Below are 21,975 nucleotides of genomic sequence, written 5' to 3'. Positions count from 1 at the left end.
CAAATTTAGAATACTTATTAGTTTCCCAATTACCTCTTCTGCTATTTCTTTCTTGCTTCTGTTTTAATGGCTTTAAGGTGTTTCATGACATCATTCTCACCTTTGCCCAAATAGTCGTGTAACCTTTCATACTCTTTGTATAATCTATCATACATTAAAACATTTTCTTTGATTGGTTTATAATATTCTTCTTCCACTTTTCCCATTACTTTTGCTGCATCTACAATAGAATCATATCCGCCTTTTTCTTTTCCTGCCGCAACAGCTGCAAACATAGCAGCTCCTAATGCCGGGGTCTGGTCTGATGAAGAAATACGAATTTCACGATTTGTTACATCTGAATATATTTGCATCATTAATTTATTCTTCTTCGAGATACCGCCACAAGCAAAGAGTTCATTTATTGCCACTCCTGTCTTTTCAAAAGTATCTATGATCATCTTAGTGCCATAGGCTGTAGCTTCGATCAAAGCTCTATAGATTTCTTCCGGTTTTGTTAAAAGCGTACATCCTAATATCATTCCTGTAAGGTCAGCATCTACCAGCACAGAACGATTGCCATTCCACCAATCAAGTGCAATTAAACCACTCTCTCCCACTTTTAATTTACCGGCCTTTTCTGTTAGATATTGATGGATATTCTGGCCTGCAGCTTTGGCAGCATCATAATATTCTTTTGATACACAATTCTCTACAAACCACTCGAAATGATCCCCTACACAGGCCTGGCCTGCTTCGTAGCCAAAGTATCCCGGAATTACACCATCTTCCACAACGCCGCACATACCCGGTACAATTACCTCTTTATCATTTAACATGATATGGCAGGTTGATGTTCCCATAATCATTAGCATCTTTCCTGGTTCTGTAATCCCCACTGCCGGCACTGCTACGTGGGCATCAATATTCGGGATTCCCACTGATGTTCCAGGCATAAGTCCAACTTTTTCTGCCATTTCCTTTGTTAATTCTCCAGCTTTTCCTCCAAGGGGATAAATATCAGCATTTAATTTATCTTCCACTACATTCTCAAGCCTTGGATCCAATGCTTTGAAAAATTCTTTGGAAGGAAAACCTTCCTGCTTATGCCACATATCTTTATATCCGGCTGTACAGCTGTTTCTTCTTTCTTCTCCTGTAAGCATCATAGTAATCCAATCTGCTGCTTCCATAAAACGGTCTGCTGTCTCATATATTTCCGGTGCTTCATCTAAAATCTGCATCAATTTTGGAATCATCCATTCTGAAGAAATCTTCCCACCATATCTGGCTAAGAATTTCTCACCTCTTTCCTTAGCAATTTTGTTCAACTTGTTTGCCTGTGACTGGGCAGCATGATGCTTCCATAATTTCAGCCAGGCATGTGGTTCCCCTTTTAAATCTTCATGAAACATTAATGGCAGACCATCTTTATCAATTGGAAGAATCGTACAAGCAGTAAAATCCACCGATATACCGATCACATCTTCTGCTCTTACTCCTGATATCCTTAATACCTCAGGTATTGTAGTCTCAACCACTTCTAAATAGTCCCCTGGATGTTCTAATGCCCAGTCATGACCTAATTTAATATTACTATCTGGTAAATATTCATCAATTACTCCGTGAGTATATTCTTTTACAGCCTGAGCAACAATATCTCCTGTTGAAACATCTACTAAAACTGCCCTTCCTGATTGTGTGCCATAATCTAATCCAATTGAATATTTTTTATTTTCCATAATGTAGCCGCCTTTCTATAAGTTCACCATTATTACTTCTTAAATATTAATACTACTTCTTTCATTTTAGCTAAAAAGAGTGATGGTTATCTTCATATAGATAGCCACCACTCTAATTCCAGATACTCATGTGGCAAGTGTCTGCTTATTATTTATATTAATTACTGAGAGGGCAAAATTTATGTTGTTTTACTTTAGATATATATAAATTTGAATTATTTTCTTCCTTATATGTTTTTACTCTACTACTACACCTTTTTGTAATAATACATTGGCATAAAGAGCTTTTTCACTTGTTGCTATAATCGCATAAGCTTCTTTCGCTTTATCATAAAATTTGAAACGTTCAATATTACCTACGCATTTCTCACCACGTCCATCATATTTACTTACGATTTCTTTGTAAGTATTCCATATTGGAGTTTCTACCTTATCTCCGGGTACAACTTCCATAAGACTCACTGGTTCTTCTACATAACTATCAAGAGGAAAAACTTTTAATATTGCTTCTAAAATTTCTGGAACACCGTGTCCATCCAGACGTAATACTTTTCCATTCTTACCCATTGATTCTGCCGGAAAATTGCCGTCTGCAATTACAATTGTATCGCTATGTCCCATCTCACATAAAACTTTTAATAATTCTGGTGATAATATTTGGGGTATTCCTTTTAACATAAAAACTCTCCTTTTTATCTTTTTAGCAGAATGGCTCTGCAGATTGCTCTGCAAAGCCAAATCTATATACAATCACTCTTCTGCCATATTGATTTTATTCGTATAATAATGGAGCAATATCTTCATTTTCAATGTTTTCTGCATTGTAGAATTGACAGCCTGTATCCACGTCAGTTACTGCTTCACCTTTTGCTGCAGCTACAGCAAGTTTAACAGCGTTGTATCCAATAGAGATTGGATCCTGAGTAATTGAACCATAGAATACACCTGATTTGATTGCATCGATTTGAAGAGCACCGGAATCAAATCCGATAGCGATAACTTTATCAGTACCAAGTTTATTCATACCTTCATTTGCATTGATGATACATTTAGATGCAAATTCATTTGAACCATAGATACCTACTAAATCTGCTTTGTTAAGTAAAGTTAAAGCTTCTGTTTTACCAGCATTATCTGATACTTCTGAAGGAATTCTTACTTCAATGACAACTTTAGCACCATCAACTTTTCTGTTATATTTATCATGTCCTTCTACAGTTGATTTATCTTCGCCAATTAATGATGACATTTTTTCAACAAAACCTGCTGTACGTTTTGTGATTGAATCTGAATTTGCTTCTTGAGCTACAACACCGATTCTTACAGTTTCTGCAGGATCAGTTACTTTATCTTTGATTGCTTCATACATTTTTTCAGCTGCTAATTCTCCAGCTTTGTAGTTATCAGTTGCAGCATTTGCTACTACAGATCCTTCCGGAGCACCAGGAACACCTGAATCAAATCCTACAATTGGAATACCTTTAGATTGAGCATTGGAAATTGCATCTACTGCTGCACTTGTATCAAGAGCTGCTAAAGCGATAGCGCTTGGTCCTTTATTGATTGCATTATTAAGTTGTTCTACTTGTTCTGCAATTGCACTTTCATTTGCTGGTCCAACGAAGTTAGTTGTTACACCAAATTCTTCAGCTGCTTTTTCAGTTCCTTTTAAAACTGCCTGCCAGAAATCATGTTGAAAACCTTTTGCAATAATTTCAACAGTTAAATTCTCGCTATTACCAGTATCTGTTTCAGTTGTTGTTTCAGTACCAGTGTTTTCAGTGTTTTCCGGAGTAACCTCTTCCTTCTTTCCACATCCTGTTAACATCATACCTGCAACTAATACAGTTGCAATCCCCATCGCTACTACCTTTTTTAGTTTCATAAAATATTTCCTCCTTTATTCTTATGAACATTTATTTTTATACCCTGTATCCAGGATTATAAACTAAGTTAATTTTTACTTGATTTTGCTCTGTTACGAACATCAGCATAAACAGCCAGAATAATTACAAAACCTGTTATAAATAATTGATAATGTGGTTGGAGTCCAATAAATGGAAGACCTACTTTTAAAATACTCATGATGAATACACCAATGATTGTTCCTGCAATAGAACCAACGCCACCTGCAAGTGATGTTCCACCAATAACTACACCTGCAATTGCATCCATTTCAAAACCATTACCTGAACCAGGTTGAACAGTAGAATAAATTGCTATATAAGAAATTGCTGCCAAACCAGCGAATGTACCACTGATTACATAAGCAAGTGTTTCCCATTTTACAACATTTACACCTGAAAGTCGTGTGGCTTCTTTATTACTTCCTAATGCTAAGATATATCTGCCCGGTCTTGTTTTATTTAAGAAAATAGCCATAGCTATTGCTAATACCATTAAAATAATGAAACCTGTTGGAAAGCCTGTTTCCATATTACCAATGGGACCTGTACGGAATAATGATTTATACCATCCATCTTCTGCTGTACGAAGCGGATATGTAATACTCTTCGTCTTTGTAACAATTGAGCCAAACCCTCTTGTAATCATCATTGTACCTAAAGTTGCGATAAACGCTGGTAATTTGAATTTAGAAACTAATATACCATTTATGAATCCAAATAATGCACCAATTAATATAATGCAGATTAAAACAAGTGCAAGTGGTAATCCTTTTTCGTAAAGAACACCGCCAATTAATGAGGAACAAATTAAAACCGTTCCTATGGATAAATCAATACCCCCGGTAATAATTACGAATGTCACACCGATTGCCATAAATCCTATATAATAGGATGAATCGAAAATACTGATTAAAGTATTAGAAGTTCTGAATGAACTGCTAAAGACTGCAAAAAATACATAAATAAATACTAAAGCTAATATTGCAATTAATTTTTGTGTACCCATATTCTTAAATACACGTTTTAATGAATTGTTTCCCATTTTTAAATCCTCCTACTATTTTCTCAATGTTGCAGAATGCATAATCTTTTCTTGATTTGCTTCTTCAATTGAAAATTCTCCAGCTATTCTTCCTTCACACATAACAATGACTCTGTCACTCATTCTTAGAACCTCTGTTAATTCGGAAGATATCATTATGATTGATTTTCCCTCTTTTACCAGTTCATTCATAAGTGAATATATTTCACTTTTAGCACCAACATCAATACCTCTTGTTGGTTCGTCAAAGATGAGTATTTCACTATCTCTTATCAACCATTTTGCAATAACTACTTTTTGCTGATTACCACCGGATAAATTCATTACATATTGATCTACAGAAGGTGTTTTTGTTTTTAATAATTCCACATATTTTTTAGAATCTTTCTTTACTTTTTTATCATTGATAAAAATACCGGAACTATAATTCTCCAGGTTTGCCATTACTGAGTTGTCGGCAACCGTTTTTTGAACAATTACTCCATAACGTTTTCTATCTTCTGAAAGATATCCAATACCAGCATTAACGGCATCCATAGGATTATTAATTGTAACTTCTTTTCCATTAACAAAAATTTGTCCACTTTCTTTAGGATCCGCTCCAAAGATCGCTCTTGCAGTTTCCGTTCTTCCTGCACCCATTAATCCTGAAAAGCCAAGTATTTCACCTTTTTTAAGTTCAAAACTTACATCACGGACCATTTTTCCTGCATTTAAGTTTTTAACACTTAATACAACCGGTGCATCTGCCGGTACATTACTTGTTTGCTTTGGATCTTCATAGATAACACGTCCTACCATCATGCTGATGATATCATCTTTCGTGCATTCTTCTGTAATTAAAGTTCCAACATATTCACCATCACGCATTACTGTAACCCTGTCAGTAATCTGTTTTATTTCATCCATTCTATGTGATATATAAACAATACCGATACCTTTATTTCTTAAATCCCTGATTATTTTAAATAATTCAGTAATCTCTGTTTCTGTTAATGCAGCTGTTGGCTCATCAAATACAATTACTTTTGCATCTGTTGAAATTGCTTTTGCTATTTCCACCATTTGCTGTCTGCCGACAGTAAGATTCCCCATTATTTCTTTTGGATCAATATCAATATTGATTTTCTTAAACAGTAATTTTGCCTGTTCATTATTTGCTCTATCATTAATGAACTTACCTTTCATATTTTCTTTACCTATGAAAAGATTTTGAGCAACTGTAAGATGGTTCATCATGTTAAGTTCCTGATGAACAATAACAATACCTGCGTCCTGTGCTTCTCTTGGATTTTTAAATTCTACTTCTTTCTCATCAAACTTTATGGAACCATTGTCTTTACTATAGATACCTGTAAGGATTTTCATTAAAGTAGATTTTCCGGCACCATTTTCGCCCATCAGCGCATGTACTTCGCCAGCTTTCACCTCAAGCTTAGCCTGCTTTAAAGCGCTTACTCCAGCAAAAGACTTATCAATTCCTTCCATAGAGATTAGTGTCCTAGACATCTGTTTTCACCTTCCACTTTCTAATATGGATCTGAGAAATGCCTCAAATCCTGTATCAACTATCGTATGTACATTATAAGATAGGCTTTGTTCAATTTTAATAGATTATCTTACGTGAAAAGGTTAAAATATTACTTTTCGTAATATTTTAACCTTTTTGTCATGTGGGATTTGTATATTGTGACCAATAACTAAAAATAATAGTGTATGATTAATCCATAAAGAGACCGTTTGTCTCTGTTGGATAATCATACACTATTTTGAAAACATAAAATGTGATAAACTTCACTAACGTGATAAGGATGCCCCACAAGTATTTATTCAAATGGAAATAATAATTTCTGATTTAAACTGGAATACATGTTGTCTTTGGTAATAAGAGTAGAACCGGAATCAATTTCCTTCTCTACACGTTCCCCTTTAATGAGTTTTACTGCACTCTCTACCCCAAGATATCCCATATTAAAAGATTTTTGTATTACAATTGCCTCATAAATACCTTCTTCCAGATATTTAATCTGTTCCCTGGCGTTATCAAATCCAATTATTTTGACGGTTCCACCCAGTCCTAACTCTTTAACTGCTTTTCCAGCTCCTACGGAAGAATATTGGTTTAATCCTGCTAATACTGTTATTTTAGGGTTTTTTTGAAGCATTTCTTTCGTCTGCTGTTCTGCCTTATCATAATCTGAATCACAATATACAATTTCTGCAATTCTATCCTGATCATCAGATAGGCCCATTCGAATACCTGCTTCCCGATCAATCGCACTTGAAGTTCCTTTTACAAAACTTATAATTCCTATCTGATCTTCGTTTTGCAGCAGCCTTTTCATCACAGCACCCATTCGGATTCCTGCTTTATAATTATCCGTAGATATGGTAGTATCAGCAATATCATCCTTAACTTCACAATCAATTAGAACAAGCTTAATTCCATTTTCTACTATCTTCTTTGCACTTTCATTAGTTTTTTCATAATCAGCAGCTGCAAGAACAATAGCATCCGGTTTTTGTTTAATCGCTTCTTCTATTAACTGATTCTGTTTTATATAGTCTTCTTCCACATCTGGCCCGCTAATGGATAATTCAACTCCAAATTCAGAAGCAGCCAAATTGGCACCATCCATAATAGAATTCCAAAATCCATTTGTCTCATCCATAATCTTTGTAATACAGATTATCTTATAAGCTTTTTGGGGTTTCATCTGATTACTATAAAAGAGAAACAGGATTCCTATTACAAATACTAATATAATCAACTTCTTACTATATGTTTTCATCTTATTCATCCTGTATCGCACCTTCCCCCTTTGGAATTACAATGCTTACCGTAGTTCCTGCATTAATCCTGCTCTCATAGAACAGACCATAATCTTCCCCATAATAAAGTTTTAATCTGCGATTTACATTTTCAATGGCAACACCATTACTTTTCTCTGATTTTTCTTTTTTATCAAATAGATGATTTAATGTTTCTTCATCCATTCCTACTCCGTTATCAATGACCTGAAGTATGATATCATCTCCGGCTTCATATCCTAAAATCTTAATTGTTCCCTTTGTTTCTCTGTATTTAATTCCATGATATATGGCATTTTCTACAAGTGGCTGTAAGGTAAGCTTGACGATCTGATACCAATGAATGGAAGGGTCTACATCAATTTCAAAGTTAAGCTGATCTCTATAACGCATTTTTTGTATTGTAAGATAGCTTCTCACATATCCCACTTCTTTATCGATCGTTACAAATTCTTCTTCATTACTAATACTCTGTCTTAAAAGTTTCGCTAATGAGGAGGTCATAATAACAACTTCTTTATTGTTGCCCCCCTCAGCCATCCATACAATAGAATCCAGAGTATTGTACAGGAAATGAGGATTGATTTGTGACTGCAATGCCCTGAGTTCTAACTTATATTTTTGTTTTTGATGTTTCATCTTATCATGCATTAAATTTTGGATTTCATCAGTCATTATATTAAAAGAACGATAGAGCATGCCGATTTCACTATCACCCAGATCCTGCAGTGCTATCCCCTCAAAATTACCTTTTTCTACTTCTTTCATGGACTTACGTAATTCCGTGATTGGTTTTGTAAGTTGATCAGAAAAAATAAATGCAACGATCACTGCGGCTAACAGTAATAATAATACACTTAAGAAATATGTCTTCTGGGTTTTTTCTTTATTCGTAACTAACTCATCAATATTAGCCACACCAACCACGGTCCAGCCTGTCTTTTCTGAAGTTGACATAGAATAGAGCTTTGTTTCATCATCTACCGTTGTAATAAAATGATCATCTTCACAGGCCCGGATTTCTGATATCTTTTCTCTCTTCAAACCTGTATAGATCAATTGCTGTTTTGGATGATAGATAACCTCTCCCTTTTCATCAAGCAAGAATATATATCCTTTATTGCCCATATTTATATTCTGGCAAAGATTTGTGATAGAACTATAATTTAAATCAACAAGTAAAGCTCCAAGAACTTCACCTGTATCTTTTGTCCTAATAGCTTTACTTAAAGTTACCACCCATTTATAGTCATCATAAATAAGATTTTGAACATGAGAAGAAGAGAGCACTCTGCGTCCGTCTGATCTGACTGCTTTTACATACCAATCCATTTTTTTTACATCAACATTGGGGTTTATAATCTGATTTCCACGATTTAAAATCATTTTATCATTTTCCCCGTAAATCCCTATATTATAGATGTCTTCCCTCATATTCAATATGGTTTCAAACTGGGACAATACTCTATTTCTAAGAATTTCTTCTCTATTATAATCCAATTTATTCCCATTTAGATATTCTCTGATATCCATATTAGAAACCACCATAGTGGATATATTCTCCATGTAACTGATATAAACATCAATATCATTATTCACTTGTCCAATCAGTTGTTTTGTATACTCAGTAGAATTCTCAAGTACTGCTTCTTCTGTTACCTGAATAGATATCCCTAAATATACGAACAAAGCAAACAGGATTAAAACAGAAAAGAAGAAAATCATATTCATTCGAATACGTTTGAAAGGAAGGGGCAAAAAGTTATTCTTTTTACGATTCATAACTATTCACGCCTTCTTTCTTTGGCATATTCTTTCGGTGTCATTCCTGTATATTTTTTAAATGTAATTGCAAAATAATGAGGATCACTAAAGCCTACCCTTTCTGCGATCTCGTATATCTTCATAGAGGTATTTGCCAATAATTCCATTGATTTATTCATACGTTTCTTAGTCAAAGCTTCTATAAATGTTTCTCCGGTATAATTTTTAAAGATCGTACTAAAGTAACTGGTGCTGATTGCAAGATCATTGCAGATGGATTGCAGGGTCAATTCTGGATTGGCATAATTCTTATCTATATACTCCACTGCAAGGATTGCCTGTTTTTTGCCTGAGCCTTCTCTTTGTTCAGACAACAATTCACCAATATAGAGGCAATAATTACCCATGACCATATCAATGTCATCCAAAGTTTCTTCACCATATAATCTCTGTAATATTTCCTCCTGTTTCTCCTCCAGATTTTCTTTTAATACATTGGCATTTTCTAAAAGATGATTTACTGAAACAATTAAATTTTGTAATACAGCGTATACTCTGCTTTGGGAAATCAGGTACTTTCTGGATAACTCTTTCATTTCTGCTAAGATCTCATTAATCTCATTAGCACTATTGATCTTAATTGCTGTAACTAATCTTTTAATCTCCTCATTAAAATCATAGTTTTTGGAAGTTCTATTTGCAAAATCCCGGATATCCAGAATACGATTGACTCCATATAAAAATCTATAATGTAAAGCTGTAATTGCACTCTCATAGGACCTGCTTATTTTCCCAAGAGCGGTTACTTTCTTTCCAATACCTATCGTAATGCCTAAACCAAAGTTACGCTCTACAATCCCTCTGCACTCTTCAAATATCTTTTGAAATTGCTGTCTGTGTTCCTCTTCTGATTCGGTCCCTGATAAAATCACTGTATTATTATTTAAATCCTGAAAAACAATATTATTCGCACTTGCTGCAAGCATTTCTTCTAAAATATTAAAGATAATAAAGGCTGGCAAGTCTTTCTTTGCTTCCGGCATCATAAGGAGAAATTCCTCTGTTTTTTCAACCATGACAATTGCTCCGGTATAATACTTACCCTCTATACTGATATTTAGCTCTTTTAATTTTAGTTGAATATCTTCCTCTAATTCTTCCTTACGAATTCCATTCACCATTTGATTTAAATATCTTGTTCTTAATATAGGAAGGTTTTTAATATAAGCAACCTCCAGCTTCTTCATACTATCTTTTTTAATTTTCTCTTCAAATAAGGTCTTCCTGACATTTAATAAAACTTCACTAAGCTCTGCCATTGTTACAGGCTTTAGAACATATTCTGCCACTCTGTATTTTACAGCTTTTTTCGCATATTCAAATTCATTATAACCACTAATAATAATTACTCTTGAATCGGGATAACTTTCAAATACAAATTTAGATAATTCCAAGCCATCAACAAAAGGCATGCAAATATCAGTAATGACTAAATCAACTCTATTCTCTTTCAGAAACTCCATGGCTTCTTTCCCATTTTTACATGCTCCAATTAATTCATAGCCTAATTCTTCCCATGCCATATTAGAACTAATTGCTTCCCTTACTAAAGCTTCGTCATCAACTAGTAATACCGTATACATTATGGCTCCTCCCAAACAACTTTTATCTTGTCCAATCGCTCCAAATTCCAACAAATACCACGTTGATTCGTGTTGTTTTCATTTGTTTTAATAGTAGTCTATCATCATTTATAATCTCAGTCAAGGACAGCAGTGTGTGTCAGGAAAGAGCATAGATCTTCTTGTAGTTATAAGACCAGAAATGGGACAGTCTCTTTTTATTATTTCCTATGTACAGAAAAATTATATTTTTCATAATTATTTAGATTTTCATGAATCCCTCTTCCATCTGTCTGGTCAAGTAATTCATTTCGATTCCTCATTGTGACAGGACCTGTTATCCTGCTTGCCGGTCCATTCATACATCCTCCAACGCAAGCCATACCTTCAATAATATCTTCCGGTAATTTCCCACTCTTTAAGATCATCAATGCTTTCTTGCATTCATCGGCTCCATTGCACTGACGCACCTTATAGTCCTCACTATTTAATCCTTCTTCCTCAATCGCCTGAACTACTGCTTTTGTCACTCCACCCGAACTGGCAAATTGTTTTCCATAAATACTTGCCTGCTGAAGATATCTTTCTTCCGTATTGAGGTTTATCTCAAATGCTTCAAACAGTACATCCAGCTCTTCAAAGGTCAATGCATAGTCTGCACTGTCTTGAGTGACACTCTCAAGTACTTCACCTTTCTTGGCAATACAAGGTCCAATGAAAACTACAACAGCATCTGGATGAGCTGATTTTATAAGCCTTGCAGTTACAGTCATTGGAGATACTGTTGTGGAAACACAATCTATGACTGTTGGGAAATGTTTCTTTATCATATTAACAAATGCCGGACAGCAGGATGTAGTCATCTTATGCCCATCTTCTTTGGCTCTTATAAGTTCTCTTGCTTCATTCACAGCAACAATATCTGCACCTATTGCTGCTTCATACATATCCACAAACCCTAATTTCTTTATTCCTTCTCTGAGGGCTCCAATGGATATTCCTTTCCCGAACTGTCCTTCAATCGCAGGTGCTACTTCTGCATACACGGGAATTCCTGTTTGTATCAGTTTAATTACATCCACCATAAAAGAACGGTCTGAAATTGCGCCAAAAGGACAGTCTTTAATACAGGACCCACAATTAATACACCTTTCTTCATTAATAATGACAATATTATTTTCATCCATTGATATGGCATCTACCGGACAGCTTCTTTTACAAGGTCTCATAAGATCTGCAATTGCATTATATGGACAGGCTTGTGCGCAGGCTCCGCATTCCTTACATATGGATGCTTCTATGTATGCTCTGTCTTTTGTCATGGATATGGCATCAAATTTACATGCCTGCTGACATTTTTTGCTCATACATTTTTGACAATTATCAGTAACAACATATCTCGCAATAGGACATCCTTCGCATGCACTGCTGATTACCTGAACAATGTTTTTATTTTCCTTTGTTGGACTTGGCGATTTTCCTTGTGCCAAGCGGACTCTTTGACTAATAATTTCTCTCTCTTTATAGATACAGCATCTAAAATTAGATTGGGGCCCTTCAATCATTTGATATGGCAATTTATCAACATCACTAAGGTTATTATTTTTCGCAAGTTTAGCAACTTCTAATAACACTTCATGTTTTATATTACTTAAATTATAATTCTTCTCTAGCATTTTTATCTCCTTATTGATATTTATTTAACTATTAAAATTATGCAAAAAAATAAGACTATTTCACTCTTGTTAACACTTCATTTTTAAAAAATTCTTCTGTGGTAGAAGGGGTTACAGAATATATTTGATCTTCTATCTTTACACAAACTCCCTTCACACACTGGTTCAGGCAAAAGGAACCTTCCATTTCTACTTTATTTTGAAGTCCATTTCTTTCTACTAATTCTTCTAAATTGCGAATCACTTCCCTGGAACCTTTTAAATGACATGAACTTCCGATACATATGGTAATCGTCATAATTGACCTCCTTATATTGATTTTTGTTAATTTTTTAACGTTAATAAAAATTCTATCACACATAATAAAAAAAGCCAATATCTGAATTGTATTTATTCAGATACTGGCTTTCTGTAAAACTATATTATTCTATATTTAAAATTGCTTCTTTCTCTTTGATATCCCCTGTTGCAAAAGGACTGACTGCTTTGTAGCTATCTGTATTTGTAATGATGATAGGTGTAATTAAACGATAACCTTTCTCTTTGATTTTATCCATATCAAATTCTACTAATAAATCACCGACTTTAACTTTGTCACCATCTTTCACATGAGTCGTATAGTGTTTCCCATTTAACTGAACTGTATCCATTCCCACATGAATCAATATTTCAGCACCGCTATCAGATGTGATGACAATTGCATGTTTTGTTTCAAATACAGTTGAAACAGTCCCATCTACCGGAGATACTGCACGGCCTTTCATAGGTTCTATTGCAATACCCTTCCCTAACATACCTGCCGAGAACACACCATCATTCACGTCCTCTAATGTTACGATTCTACCTTCTATTGGAGCATGAATGACTTCTTTATTATCATTAACCATATTGGAATCTTCTGAATCTTCTTCATGATGGCCTTCTGCAAGATAATCTTCTAAATTTGATTTAATGACCGTAACACGCGGTCCATAGATTACCTGAATGCCATTCCCCTTTTTCACGACTCCTGCAGCGCCGCTTTGTTTTAATATATCATCTTTTACTTTATCTGGATTATTCACAGTAACACGAAGTCTGGTTGCACAACAATCTACATCGCTAATATTTTGGCTTCCCCCTAAACCTTTTACGATCAATGGAGATACTTCATCTGCTCCATTGTCACCCTTTACGGCTTTTGCTTCTTTTGCTGCATTTACATCAGCTCTTGTATAAAGTTTTACATCCTGATCATCCTCTTCACGGCCGGGTGTCTTAAAATCAAATTTCATAATTAAAAATTTGAATAAGAAATAATACACGGCAAAGTATACGATACCCACTAATACAATATTAAGCCAATTTGTTTTATCATTGCCTTGTAAAATACCAAATAAGAACATATCAATAAAACCGCCTGAGAAAGTCATCCCAACACCAACATTTAGCATATGCATTATCATATATGCCGCTCCTGCAAATACACAATGAATTACATAAAGGATTGGTGCTACAAAAAGAAATGTAAATTCAATCGGTTCAGTGATACCTGTTAACATGGAGGTAAGTGCCGCTGATAGTAATAAACCACCAACGATTTTTCTTTTATTGGTTTTTGCACAGTGGTACATTGCCAATGCAGCTCCTGGTAGTCCAAATATCATAAGAGGAAATTTACCGGACATAAATCTTGTTGCTTCCACATTAAAGTGTTCAATACCTGTAGCTCCTAATTCGGCAAAAAAGATATTTTGAGCACCTTCGATTAACTGACCTCCAACTTGTGCAGTCCCGCCAACTGCTGTTTGCCAGAAAGGTAAGTAAAATACATGGTGTAGGCCAAATGGTATGAGCGCTCTTTCCATAATACCATAAATCATTGTTCCACCGTAACCTGAGTTACGGACCAAATCCCCTACAGAGTAGATACCTGTTTGTACCGGCGGCCAAATATAGAACATTAAGATTCCTACAATCATGTACACTATTGCTGAAACAATAGGAACGAACCTTGTACCACCAAAGAACGATAAGACTTGTGGCAGTACTATCTTATAATAACGGTTGTGTAATGCGGCTACCCCAAGACCAACAATAATACCTCCAAAAACGCCCATTTGCAATGAAGTGATACCAAGTACCGAGGCTGAAGAACCGGCAAGCATGGATTCTGTACCACCGCTGATAGTGATCATGGCACCAATGGATGCATGCATAATAAAGAATGCAATTGCACCGGCTAAGGCTGCAACTTCCTTTTCTCTTTTTGCCATGCCAATTGCTACACCAATCGCAAAAATTAATGGTAAATTGCCAAAAACAATGTCACCTGCTGCTTTTAATACAGTAAGCAATGCATAGATAAAAGTTCCAGGACCCATTACTTTTGTTAAATTATAAGTTTCCAGCATTGTTTCATTGGTAAAAGAACCACCAACTCCCAAAAATAAACCTGCAATAGGCAATATTGCAATAGGTAACATGAATGATCTACCTACACGCTGTAATACACCAAATATCTTATCTTTCATTTTATTTACCTCCATGATATATTATTTTGCATAAAAAAAGACCCAATTATTCCTAATTAGGTCTTGCCTGAATAACCAGTCACAATCCACTTTATTCAAAAGATATTCTTTTTAAATGTAAGGTTAAAAACATCATCTCTTCGCCAGTCAACTCCTGATGATACTTGTCTTTTACATAATTTTGTATTAGTTCTGCACATTTATAATCTTTACTATAATTCGTTTTTATAATTTTTTGCAGATGAAAATCATTATCCTTCACTTTTTTATTATGATATATTCTCTGTCCAAAATATTTCAGGTGAGTAATAAATCTTGAAAAATGCAGGGAATCTTCATCAAATTCTATCTTGTAGTAATTCTTGGTTATTTCCAGGATATCCTGAATCAGGTTTGTTATCTGCACCATCTCATTCATATTAGTATCTAACTCAGAGTTTACAATATGAAGTGCGATAAAGCCCGCTTCATCTTCTTTTAATGTTACACCTAATTTTTCTTTCACAATGTCTAATGCCTGCAACCCCATCTTAAATTCAAGAGGATAAAACTTTTTAATTTCCCACAAAATTGCATTGGCATATTCTTGATCCATACGCTGTCTTTCTATTGCAAAATTAAGGTGGTCTGTCAAAGTAATATAGATATTGTCATTTAATTGCTTTCCCAGATCTTTCTTGATCTTTTCGATAATCTCCGTGCAAACTTCTACATGAATAAGAGGAATATCAGCAACCAGGCTCTGTAACTTGCTAAGTGCTATTTGAGATGTCATGCTATAAATTTTCTCAATTTTATCTTCTGCTGCAAGATCATTGGCTTTCTTGCCAAATCCTATTCCAGGACCTCTAAGTATTACCTCTTCTCCCTTTTCATTCACAGAACATATAAAGTTGTTATTAATTACTTTTGTAATCTTATACATTCTATCCCTCTCATTCTGCAAAACAATTCTATGAATTAAATCAATTCTATGAATTAAGTCAATTCTATGAATCAAATTTTACCGGATATCTTCTGTTTTGTTTACGCGTCTAACAATTGGAAGTATCACTGTATCTGATGCTTTCGACCATATAGCGCCTTGTGGATATATAGCGCCAAGCAATATATTGCCTTACAATATATTGCCTTACAATATATTGCCTTATAATATATTGCCTTACAATATATTGCCTTATAATATATTGCCTTACAATATATTGCTCGCCTTACAGACTTTAGAAGCCCTTCGTGCTTCTAAAGTTCGTGGGCAGTCGCCCACTATCAGTATAACTAAACTGGAACCTTTATGTAAACATAGGTTCCGGTTTAGTTATACTGCTGATCGGCTCGTTGCCATCACGAAAAAAAAGACCATACTTGTAATAATTGCTACTACTAAGTTGGTCTTGCCTGCATCATCAGTCACAATCCATTTCTTTGACTTACCCGTGCAATTTTATCATTATAAATTTATAAAGTCAATACTTTTTATATTTAATCTAAAATTATTGTAAATGGCCCGTCATTTAAAAGTTCAACCTGCATATCTCCACCAAAAACGCCTTTCTCTACTACTTCAATATGCTTTTTACATTCACTGATAATATATTCGTAAAGTTCATTGGCTAATTCCGGCTTCCCGGCATTTATAAAGGAAGGACGGTTTCCTTTCCTGCAATCTGCATACAAAGTAAATTGAGATATTAATAAAAGTTCTCCTTTAACATCTTTTAAAGCAAGATTAGTTTTCCCATTCTCATCTTCAAAGATACGTAAATGAATCATTTTATTGATCAGACGGTCTGCTTCTTCTTTGGTATCTTCTGCTCCTACACCAATGAATACTAAAAAGCCTTTATTGATCTTTCCTGCCACCGTATTCTCAACTGTTACCTTAGCATGGGTTACCCTTTGTATTACAAATTTCATGATATATTTCTCTCCTTAATATTATTAACAAACTTCATTTTCCAATATATTATCGACAAAAAAGCGTTTTATATTAAGAAGGGTAGTATCTGCGATATTATGAAGCGCCTCATTTGTCAGAAACGCCTGATGGGAAGAGACAATTACATTGGGCATGGAAATAATTCTTGACAGCACATCATCCTGTATGATCTTATAAGACATATCCTCATAGAAAAGTTCGGTTTCTTCCTCATATACATCCAATGCCGCACCACCGATTTTTTCATCTTTAATTGCATTTAATAAATCTTCTGTATCTATGAGTGCACCTCTGGAAGTATTAATAATATAAACTCCATCTTTCATCTTATCCATTGATTTGGAATTGATCATATGCAGCGTATCCTTTGTCAAAGGGCAGTGAAGGGATATAATATCCGATTCTTTACATAATTCATTAAAGTCAACATACTGAATCCCTGATTCTTTATCAGGATATGGATCATAAGCAATTACCTTAAGTCCGAACCCCTTACATATATCTATAAAAACTTTTCCTATTTTACCTGTTCCTATCACTCCCATGGTTTTTCCATAAAGATCAAATCCAACCAGCCCATTGAGGCTGAAGTTAAAATCCCTTGTTCTAATATATGCCTTATGTGTCTTTCGATTTAATGTTAATAATAATGCTATCGCATGTTCAGCAACTGCATATGGTGAATAAGCCGGTACTCTCACCACATGTATCTTGCCTTTTGCCGCTTTAAAATCAACATTATTGTATCCTGCACAACGCATGGCAATCATCTTCACTCCATTGTTATAAAGAATATCAATTGTTTTACTATCAATGGTATCATTTACAAAAGCAACCACTGCATCATAACCATTCGATAAAACTGCGGTCTTATGATTCAACTTGGACTCCAGGTAATCTATCTCAAAATCATAATTTTTGCTTAATTCTTCAAAATAGATTTTATCGTAAGGTTTTGTATCATAGAAACATATTTTAACCATGTTCTGACCTCCAATTTATATAGCTATAATAATTCTTTTATTCTTTCCTCAATATTAAAGATATCTTCCGTTGGTTCATATCTTTCCACAACATTGCCTTCACGATCAATTAGGAATTTAGTAAAGTTCCATTTAATACTTGGTTTGTTTTTATAATCCGGATCTGCCTCAGACAACATCTTATCTAAAACAGGTGTTAATTTATGGCCTTCATCAAATCCTGCGAAACCTTTCTCATTTACAAGATATTTAAAAAGGGGATGGGCATTCTCTCCATTTACCTCTATTTTTGAAAATGTTGGGAAACTGACACCATAATTGGCATCACAAAAGGAAGCTATTTCTTCATCTGATCCTGGTGCCTGATTTCCAAATTGATTACATGGAAAGTCTAAAATTACAAATCCATCATTGGCATACTTTTCATATAAATCCTGAAGAGCATCATACTGTGGTGTAAATCCACACTGAGTTGCGGAATTAATAATAAGTACAACGTCTCCTTTATATTGGTCTAAGACTATTTCCTCATCAAATCTATTTTTTGCTTTAAATTCATAAATATTCATAATCTTTTCTCCTCTCTTGAATTTCATTCTATTTTAGTCTGATTTGCATTAATGTACATAATAATTATTTAATACTTTCATTATGTACCGGTTCACGTTTTTTACTCCTATTAAGTGGAACTTAATTAAGATACAGTTCCTTTTAATTGTTTACAATTTAATTTTAAACAATTAAATTGTAAATGTCAATCCTTTTTCTTGACTTTTCTTAATTAATTGGTTACTATTTAATTGCATGAAATACAATGAAAGGATTCCACATTTTATGAAGTCGTCAAAAAAACAAAATTTTAATCAGGAGAATATGAATTATAATTTAGAAAATATATTAACACTTGATAATCAGCTATGTTTTGCTCTTTATGTCAGCTCCAAAGAGATTATCAGAAAATATAAACCAATTCTTGATCCTCTTGGACTTACTTATACCGGATATATCACCTTACTTGCTCTATGGGAAAAAGATCAGGTTACTGTAAAGGAGCTGGGGAAACGGCTTTATCTGGATTCAGGTACATTGACCCCTCTTCTGAAAAAATTGGAGGCTCTTGATTATATTAAGAGAATTCGAAGCAGTAATGATGAGCGGAATGTATATATTAAATTAACTCAAAAAGGAATAGATCTGAAAAAAGAAGCAATTCATATTCCAGAAGATTTACTTTGTTCAACAAATATAAATACTCAAAATATCAGGCAGCTTCTGTCTTATCTCCATGAATTTATGGGAGATATTAATAAATCAGATAAAACTTAATAGATAAGATGAATTAAAAATACAAAAGAAAGAGCAAGTAATAGAGATGTCTGTTTACTTGCTCTTTCTTTCATATTTATGAAAACAATAATACATTCATAGCCATCACTGCCATACCTATAATAAAACCATAAACAGCAGTATAATGTTCCCCATGGATTTCTGCTGAAGGTAATAATTCATCAATAGATATATAAACCATGATTCCTGCCACCGTTGCCAGGATAATACCAAGGGTTGTCGCATTAAGAAAATTGTATAATAAAAAATATCCAATCAATGCGCCTAACGGTTCCGTTAACCCAGAGTAAAAGGAATAAGAGAACGCTTTTCTTTTACTTCCGGTAGCATAATATATTGGAGAAAACACCATGATACCCTCTGGAATATTGTGTATCGCAATAGAGATTCCAATACTGGCTCCTAATGCAGGATTTTTTAAACTTGTCATAAAACTTACCAAGCCTTCCGGGAAATTATGCAATGCCACTACCAAAACGGTAAATAATCCAGTTCTTAGCATTTTAAAATCTTTGACTCCAATGGAATTTTTCGCCTTTTTTAATATGATATTATTCCCTGATCCATCCGGTAACAAATCACTTGGAATGAGACGGTCAATGATGGCAATTAATGCAATACCGCCAAAAAAAGCTATTATTGTAAATCCGTAACCTTTTGTAAAACCATACGTATGTATTAACACCTTACTTGCTTCCGGGAACATTTCGATCGTAGAAACATACATCATCACTCCGGCAGAAAATCCCAGTGTGCCAGCTAGAAATTTATGATCCATCCGCTTTATGAATAAAGTCAATAAACTTCCCATGCCGGTAGCCATTCCTGCGAATAAAGTGATTCCAAATGCAAATAAAAAATTATAATTGTTTATGATTTACACCTACTTTATATCCGTTATTTTACTAATATTCATACCAGGCTAAAATCATACCAGAATTAAGGTTTCCTCTTATTCAGTCTTATTCTCTTCTATATATTTTTCCATAATATCTGCTGCCATCCCGACCAGTTCTACACAAGGCCTTTTTTGATAATATTCCTTTGTCCGTTGTTCCGGAACAGGGTCGTTTTTTTTATCAGTAAGATTTAGAAGTTCCCTGCAGATTATGGATTGATTCTTATCCTGAAATTCTTTCGCAAGATACTGAATTCTTTTATAATGCTCCGTTTTATTTTCAAAGTCTTTCGGATCAGAATAACCATATATCAAACCTGCCACTAAAAACATACCGCTGACTGCACCACATACTTCTCTTAATCTGCCCATTCCTCCTCCAAAGGAAGAAGCTAATTTTAATGCTGTATCTGTATCCATTCCATATTCATTGCTAAATGCCAGGAATACCGATTGGGAACAGTTATAACCTTCTTTAAAGAATTTCATTGCCTTTTCACCATGGGAGCTGCATCCCGGTCTTTTCTCTTCATTTACTTGTTCTAATTTATATTTCATATTTATTCCCTCTTTATAAGAAGAAACATAAGAATATTCATCTACTCTTACGTTTCTCCATTTTTATACTCATAGTCCTAATTTTTCTATATTCTCTTTAATGACATTTACTGAATTGTCAAATCGTTCCGTTTCTTCCTCTGTTAAATGTAATTCTACAATATCTACAACTCCATATCGGTTTAAAATAGCCGGAACACCACAAAATACATCCTTTACTCCATATTCACCATCTAAATATGTTGACACTGGTATTGCCTTATATTCATCCCTTAAGATAGCAGAAATGATTCCTGTTGCCACACTGGCAATTCCATATTGGGTATTTCCCTTTTTACCAAGTACATCAAAGCCTGCTTTTCTGGTGGACTCTTCTATCTTCTTTAAATCTAAATCACTGTATTCTGGATTATCTCTTATGATTTCCATTAGATTTTTACCGCTGACTCTTACGTGGCTCCAGGGAACCGTCAACGAATCTCCATGTTCTCCAAAAACAAATGCTTCTACATTTCTTGGATCAATATTTAAAATTTCACCAATATGCTGTTTTAGCCGGGCAGTCTCTAAAGCAGTACCAGTTCCAATCACCTGACTCTTTGGAAGCCCTGACAGATGATGAACAAGATACGATATAATGTCAACAGGATTTGATACTACTACGATGATTCCGTCAAAGCCGCTTTCCATAATATTAGGCACAATGGATTTAATAATGTTTGCTGTTTTGTCCATCATCTGCAGGCGGTCCAATTCTCCACTATAAGGTGCAGAGGCTGTAATCACAACAATTTCAGCATCCTTGCAATCCATATAATTTCCTGCTGTGATCTTAGTATTTCTTCCACAATATTCTATCCCATGTTGTAAATCCATTGCTTCTCCAGATGCCTTTACTTCATTAATATCAATTAAAGTAATCTCTGCACATACTTCCTGCAATACAAGGCTATAGGCAATCGTTGTACCGACCACTCCTGCTCCGATAATTGCAACTTTGTTTCTGCTAATTCTCATGATCCACCTCTTTTTATTATTTTTAAAAATATAAATTACTCTTTCATTCTATTGTATTAATATCGCCAAATTATTACACTATCATTCCAGAATTTGAGATACTTATATCATAACTAAATAAACAGAAATTTTCTAGTTATATTATTTAGAAACTTATCAAAAATAATGAATCATAAACCT

At 34.4% G+C, this 21,975-nt stretch carries 19 protein-coding genes; 1 reads left to right on the top strand and 18 read right to left on the bottom strand.

Going from position 1 to position 21,975, the window contains the following annotated elements; all coding sequences use genetic code 11:
• Positions 1-41: 41 nt before the first annotated feature.
• The 15 genes from EDD66_RS13375 to EDD66_RS13305 form a co-directional block, all read right to left on the bottom strand.
• On the bottom strand, positions 42-1,721 hold the full coding sequence (locus EDD66_RS13375; RefSeq protein ID WP_123610096.1) for a ribulokinase: 1,680 nt from the start codon (positions 1,719-1,721) through the stop codon (positions 42-44).
• A 237-nt stretch (positions 1,722-1,958) separates the two neighbouring features.
• On the bottom strand, positions 1,959-2,399 hold the full coding sequence (locus EDD66_RS13370; RefSeq protein WP_123610095.1) for an RbsD/FucU family protein: 441 nt from the start codon (positions 2,397-2,399) through the stop codon (positions 1,959-1,961).
• Between the two features lie 94 nt (positions 2,400-2,493).
• Positions 2,494-3,606, bottom strand: coding sequence for an ABC transporter substrate-binding protein (locus tag EDD66_RS13365; RefSeq protein WP_123610094.1), 1,113 nt, complete (start codon positions 3,604-3,606; stop codon positions 2,494-2,496).
• Positions 3,607-3,674: 68 nt separating this feature from the next.
• Positions 3,675-4,670, bottom strand: a complete 996-nt coding sequence (locus EDD66_RS13360; protein ID WP_123610093.1) for an ABC transporter permease — start codon at positions 4,668-4,670, stop codon at positions 3,675-3,677.
• Positions 4,671-4,685: 15 nt separating this feature from the next.
• Positions 4,686-6,179 carry a sugar ABC transporter ATP-binding protein gene (locus EDD66_RS13355; RefSeq protein ID WP_123610092.1) on the bottom strand — a complete coding sequence of 498 codons (1,494 nt, stop codon included), beginning with the start codon at positions 6,177-6,179 and terminating at the stop codon, positions 4,686-4,688.
• Between the two features lie 317 nt (positions 6,180-6,496).
• Positions 6,497-7,462, bottom strand: a complete 966-nt coding sequence (locus tag EDD66_RS13350; RefSeq protein WP_170164353.1) for a substrate-binding domain-containing protein — start codon at positions 7,460-7,462, stop codon at positions 6,497-6,499.
• Between the two features lies 1 nt (position 7,463).
• Positions 7,464-9,263 carry a sensor histidine kinase gene (locus EDD66_RS13345; RefSeq protein WP_123610090.1) on the bottom strand — a complete coding sequence of 600 codons (1,800 nt, stop codon included), beginning with the start codon at positions 9,261-9,263 and terminating at the stop codon, positions 7,464-7,466.
• Positions 9,264-9,265: 2 nt separating this feature from the next.
• Positions 9,266-10,888 (bottom strand): response regulator, encoded by a 1,623-nt coding sequence (locus EDD66_RS13340; RefSeq protein WP_123610089.1) that lies wholly within the window; start codon positions 10,886-10,888, stop codon positions 9,266-9,268.
• Between the two features lie 200 nt (positions 10,889-11,088).
• Positions 11,089-12,543 (bottom strand): 4Fe-4S dicluster domain-containing protein, encoded by a 1,455-nt coding sequence (locus EDD66_RS13335; protein ID WP_123610088.1) that lies wholly within the window; start codon positions 12,541-12,543, stop codon positions 11,089-11,091.
• Positions 12,544-12,598: 55 nt separating this feature from the next.
• The gene (locus tag EDD66_RS13330; RefSeq protein WP_123610087.1) at positions 12,599-12,841 is read right to left on the bottom strand and encodes a (2Fe-2S) ferredoxin domain-containing protein; all 243 of its coding nucleotides are present in this window, start codon (positions 12,839-12,841) and stop codon (positions 12,599-12,601) included.
• 124 nt (positions 12,842-12,965) lie between these two features.
• Complete coding sequence (locus EDD66_RS13325; RefSeq protein ID WP_123610086.1) at positions 12,966-15,056, bottom strand: PTS transporter subunit IIABC; 2,091 nt, start codon at positions 15,054-15,056, stop codon at positions 12,966-12,968.
• Between the two features lie 91 nt (positions 15,057-15,147).
• The gene (gene licT, locus EDD66_RS13320; protein WP_243115362.1) at positions 15,148-15,981 is read right to left on the bottom strand and encodes a BglG family transcription antiterminator LicT; all 834 of its coding nucleotides are present in this window, start codon (positions 15,979-15,981) and stop codon (positions 15,148-15,150) included.
• Positions 15,982-16,535: 554 nt separating this feature from the next.
• Positions 16,536-16,970 (bottom strand): D-aminoacyl-tRNA deacylase, encoded by a 435-nt coding sequence (gene dtd / locus EDD66_RS13315; protein ID WP_123610085.1) that lies wholly within the window; start codon positions 16,968-16,970, stop codon positions 16,536-16,538.
• 24 nt (positions 16,971-16,994) lie between these two features.
• The gene (locus EDD66_RS13310) at positions 16,995-17,975 is read right to left on the bottom strand and encodes a 2-hydroxyacid dehydrogenase (RefSeq protein WP_123610084.1); all 981 of its coding nucleotides are present in this window, start codon (positions 17,973-17,975) and stop codon (positions 16,995-16,997) included.
• Between the two features lie 23 nt (positions 17,976-17,998).
• Positions 17,999-18,544 carry a glutathione peroxidase gene (locus tag EDD66_RS13305; RefSeq protein ID WP_123610083.1) on the bottom strand — a complete coding sequence of 182 codons (546 nt, stop codon included), beginning with the start codon at positions 18,542-18,544 and terminating at the stop codon, positions 17,999-18,001.
• A gap of 304 nt (positions 18,545-18,848) precedes the next feature.
• Here EDD66_RS13305 and EDD66_RS13300 point away from each other — a divergent pair, with 304 nt between their 5' ends.
• Entirely contained in the window at positions 18,849-19,301 is a 453-nt protein-coding gene (locus tag EDD66_RS13300; RefSeq protein WP_123610082.1) for a MarR family winged helix-turn-helix transcriptional regulator, read from the top strand.
• Between the two features lie 76 nt (positions 19,302-19,377).
• Here EDD66_RS13300 and zupT read toward each other — a convergent pair whose 3' ends face one another.
• The 3 genes from zupT to EDD66_RS13285 all read right to left on the bottom strand — a co-directional run bounded on the left by zupT (position 19,378) and on the right by EDD66_RS13285 (position 21,795).
• Positions 19,378-20,196: a zinc transporter ZupT gene (gene zupT, locus EDD66_RS13295; RefSeq protein ID WP_330511232.1), complete on the bottom strand. Its 819-nt coding sequence runs from the start codon at positions 20,194-20,196 to the stop codon at positions 19,378-19,380.
• Between the two features lie 78 nt (positions 20,197-20,274).
• Positions 20,275-20,778, bottom strand: coding sequence for a C-GCAxxG-C-C family protein (locus tag EDD66_RS13290; protein ID WP_123610080.1), 504 nt, complete (start codon positions 20,776-20,778; stop codon positions 20,275-20,277).
• Between the two features lie 69 nt (positions 20,779-20,847).
• Positions 20,848-21,795 carry an L-lactate dehydrogenase gene (locus EDD66_RS13285; RefSeq protein ID WP_123610079.1) on the bottom strand — a complete coding sequence of 316 codons (948 nt, stop codon included), beginning with the start codon at positions 21,793-21,795 and terminating at the stop codon, positions 20,848-20,850.
• Positions 21,796-21,975: the final 180 nt, after the last annotated feature.

Source organism: Mobilisporobacter senegalensis, from assembly GCF_003752155.1.
Classification (GTDB): domain Bacteria; phylum Bacillota; class Clostridia; order Lachnospirales; family Lachnospiraceae; genus Mobilisporobacter; species Mobilisporobacter senegalensis.
The sequence above is the reverse complement of the archived record's forward strand: the minus strand, read 5'-3'. Positions and strand labels throughout refer to the sequence as shown.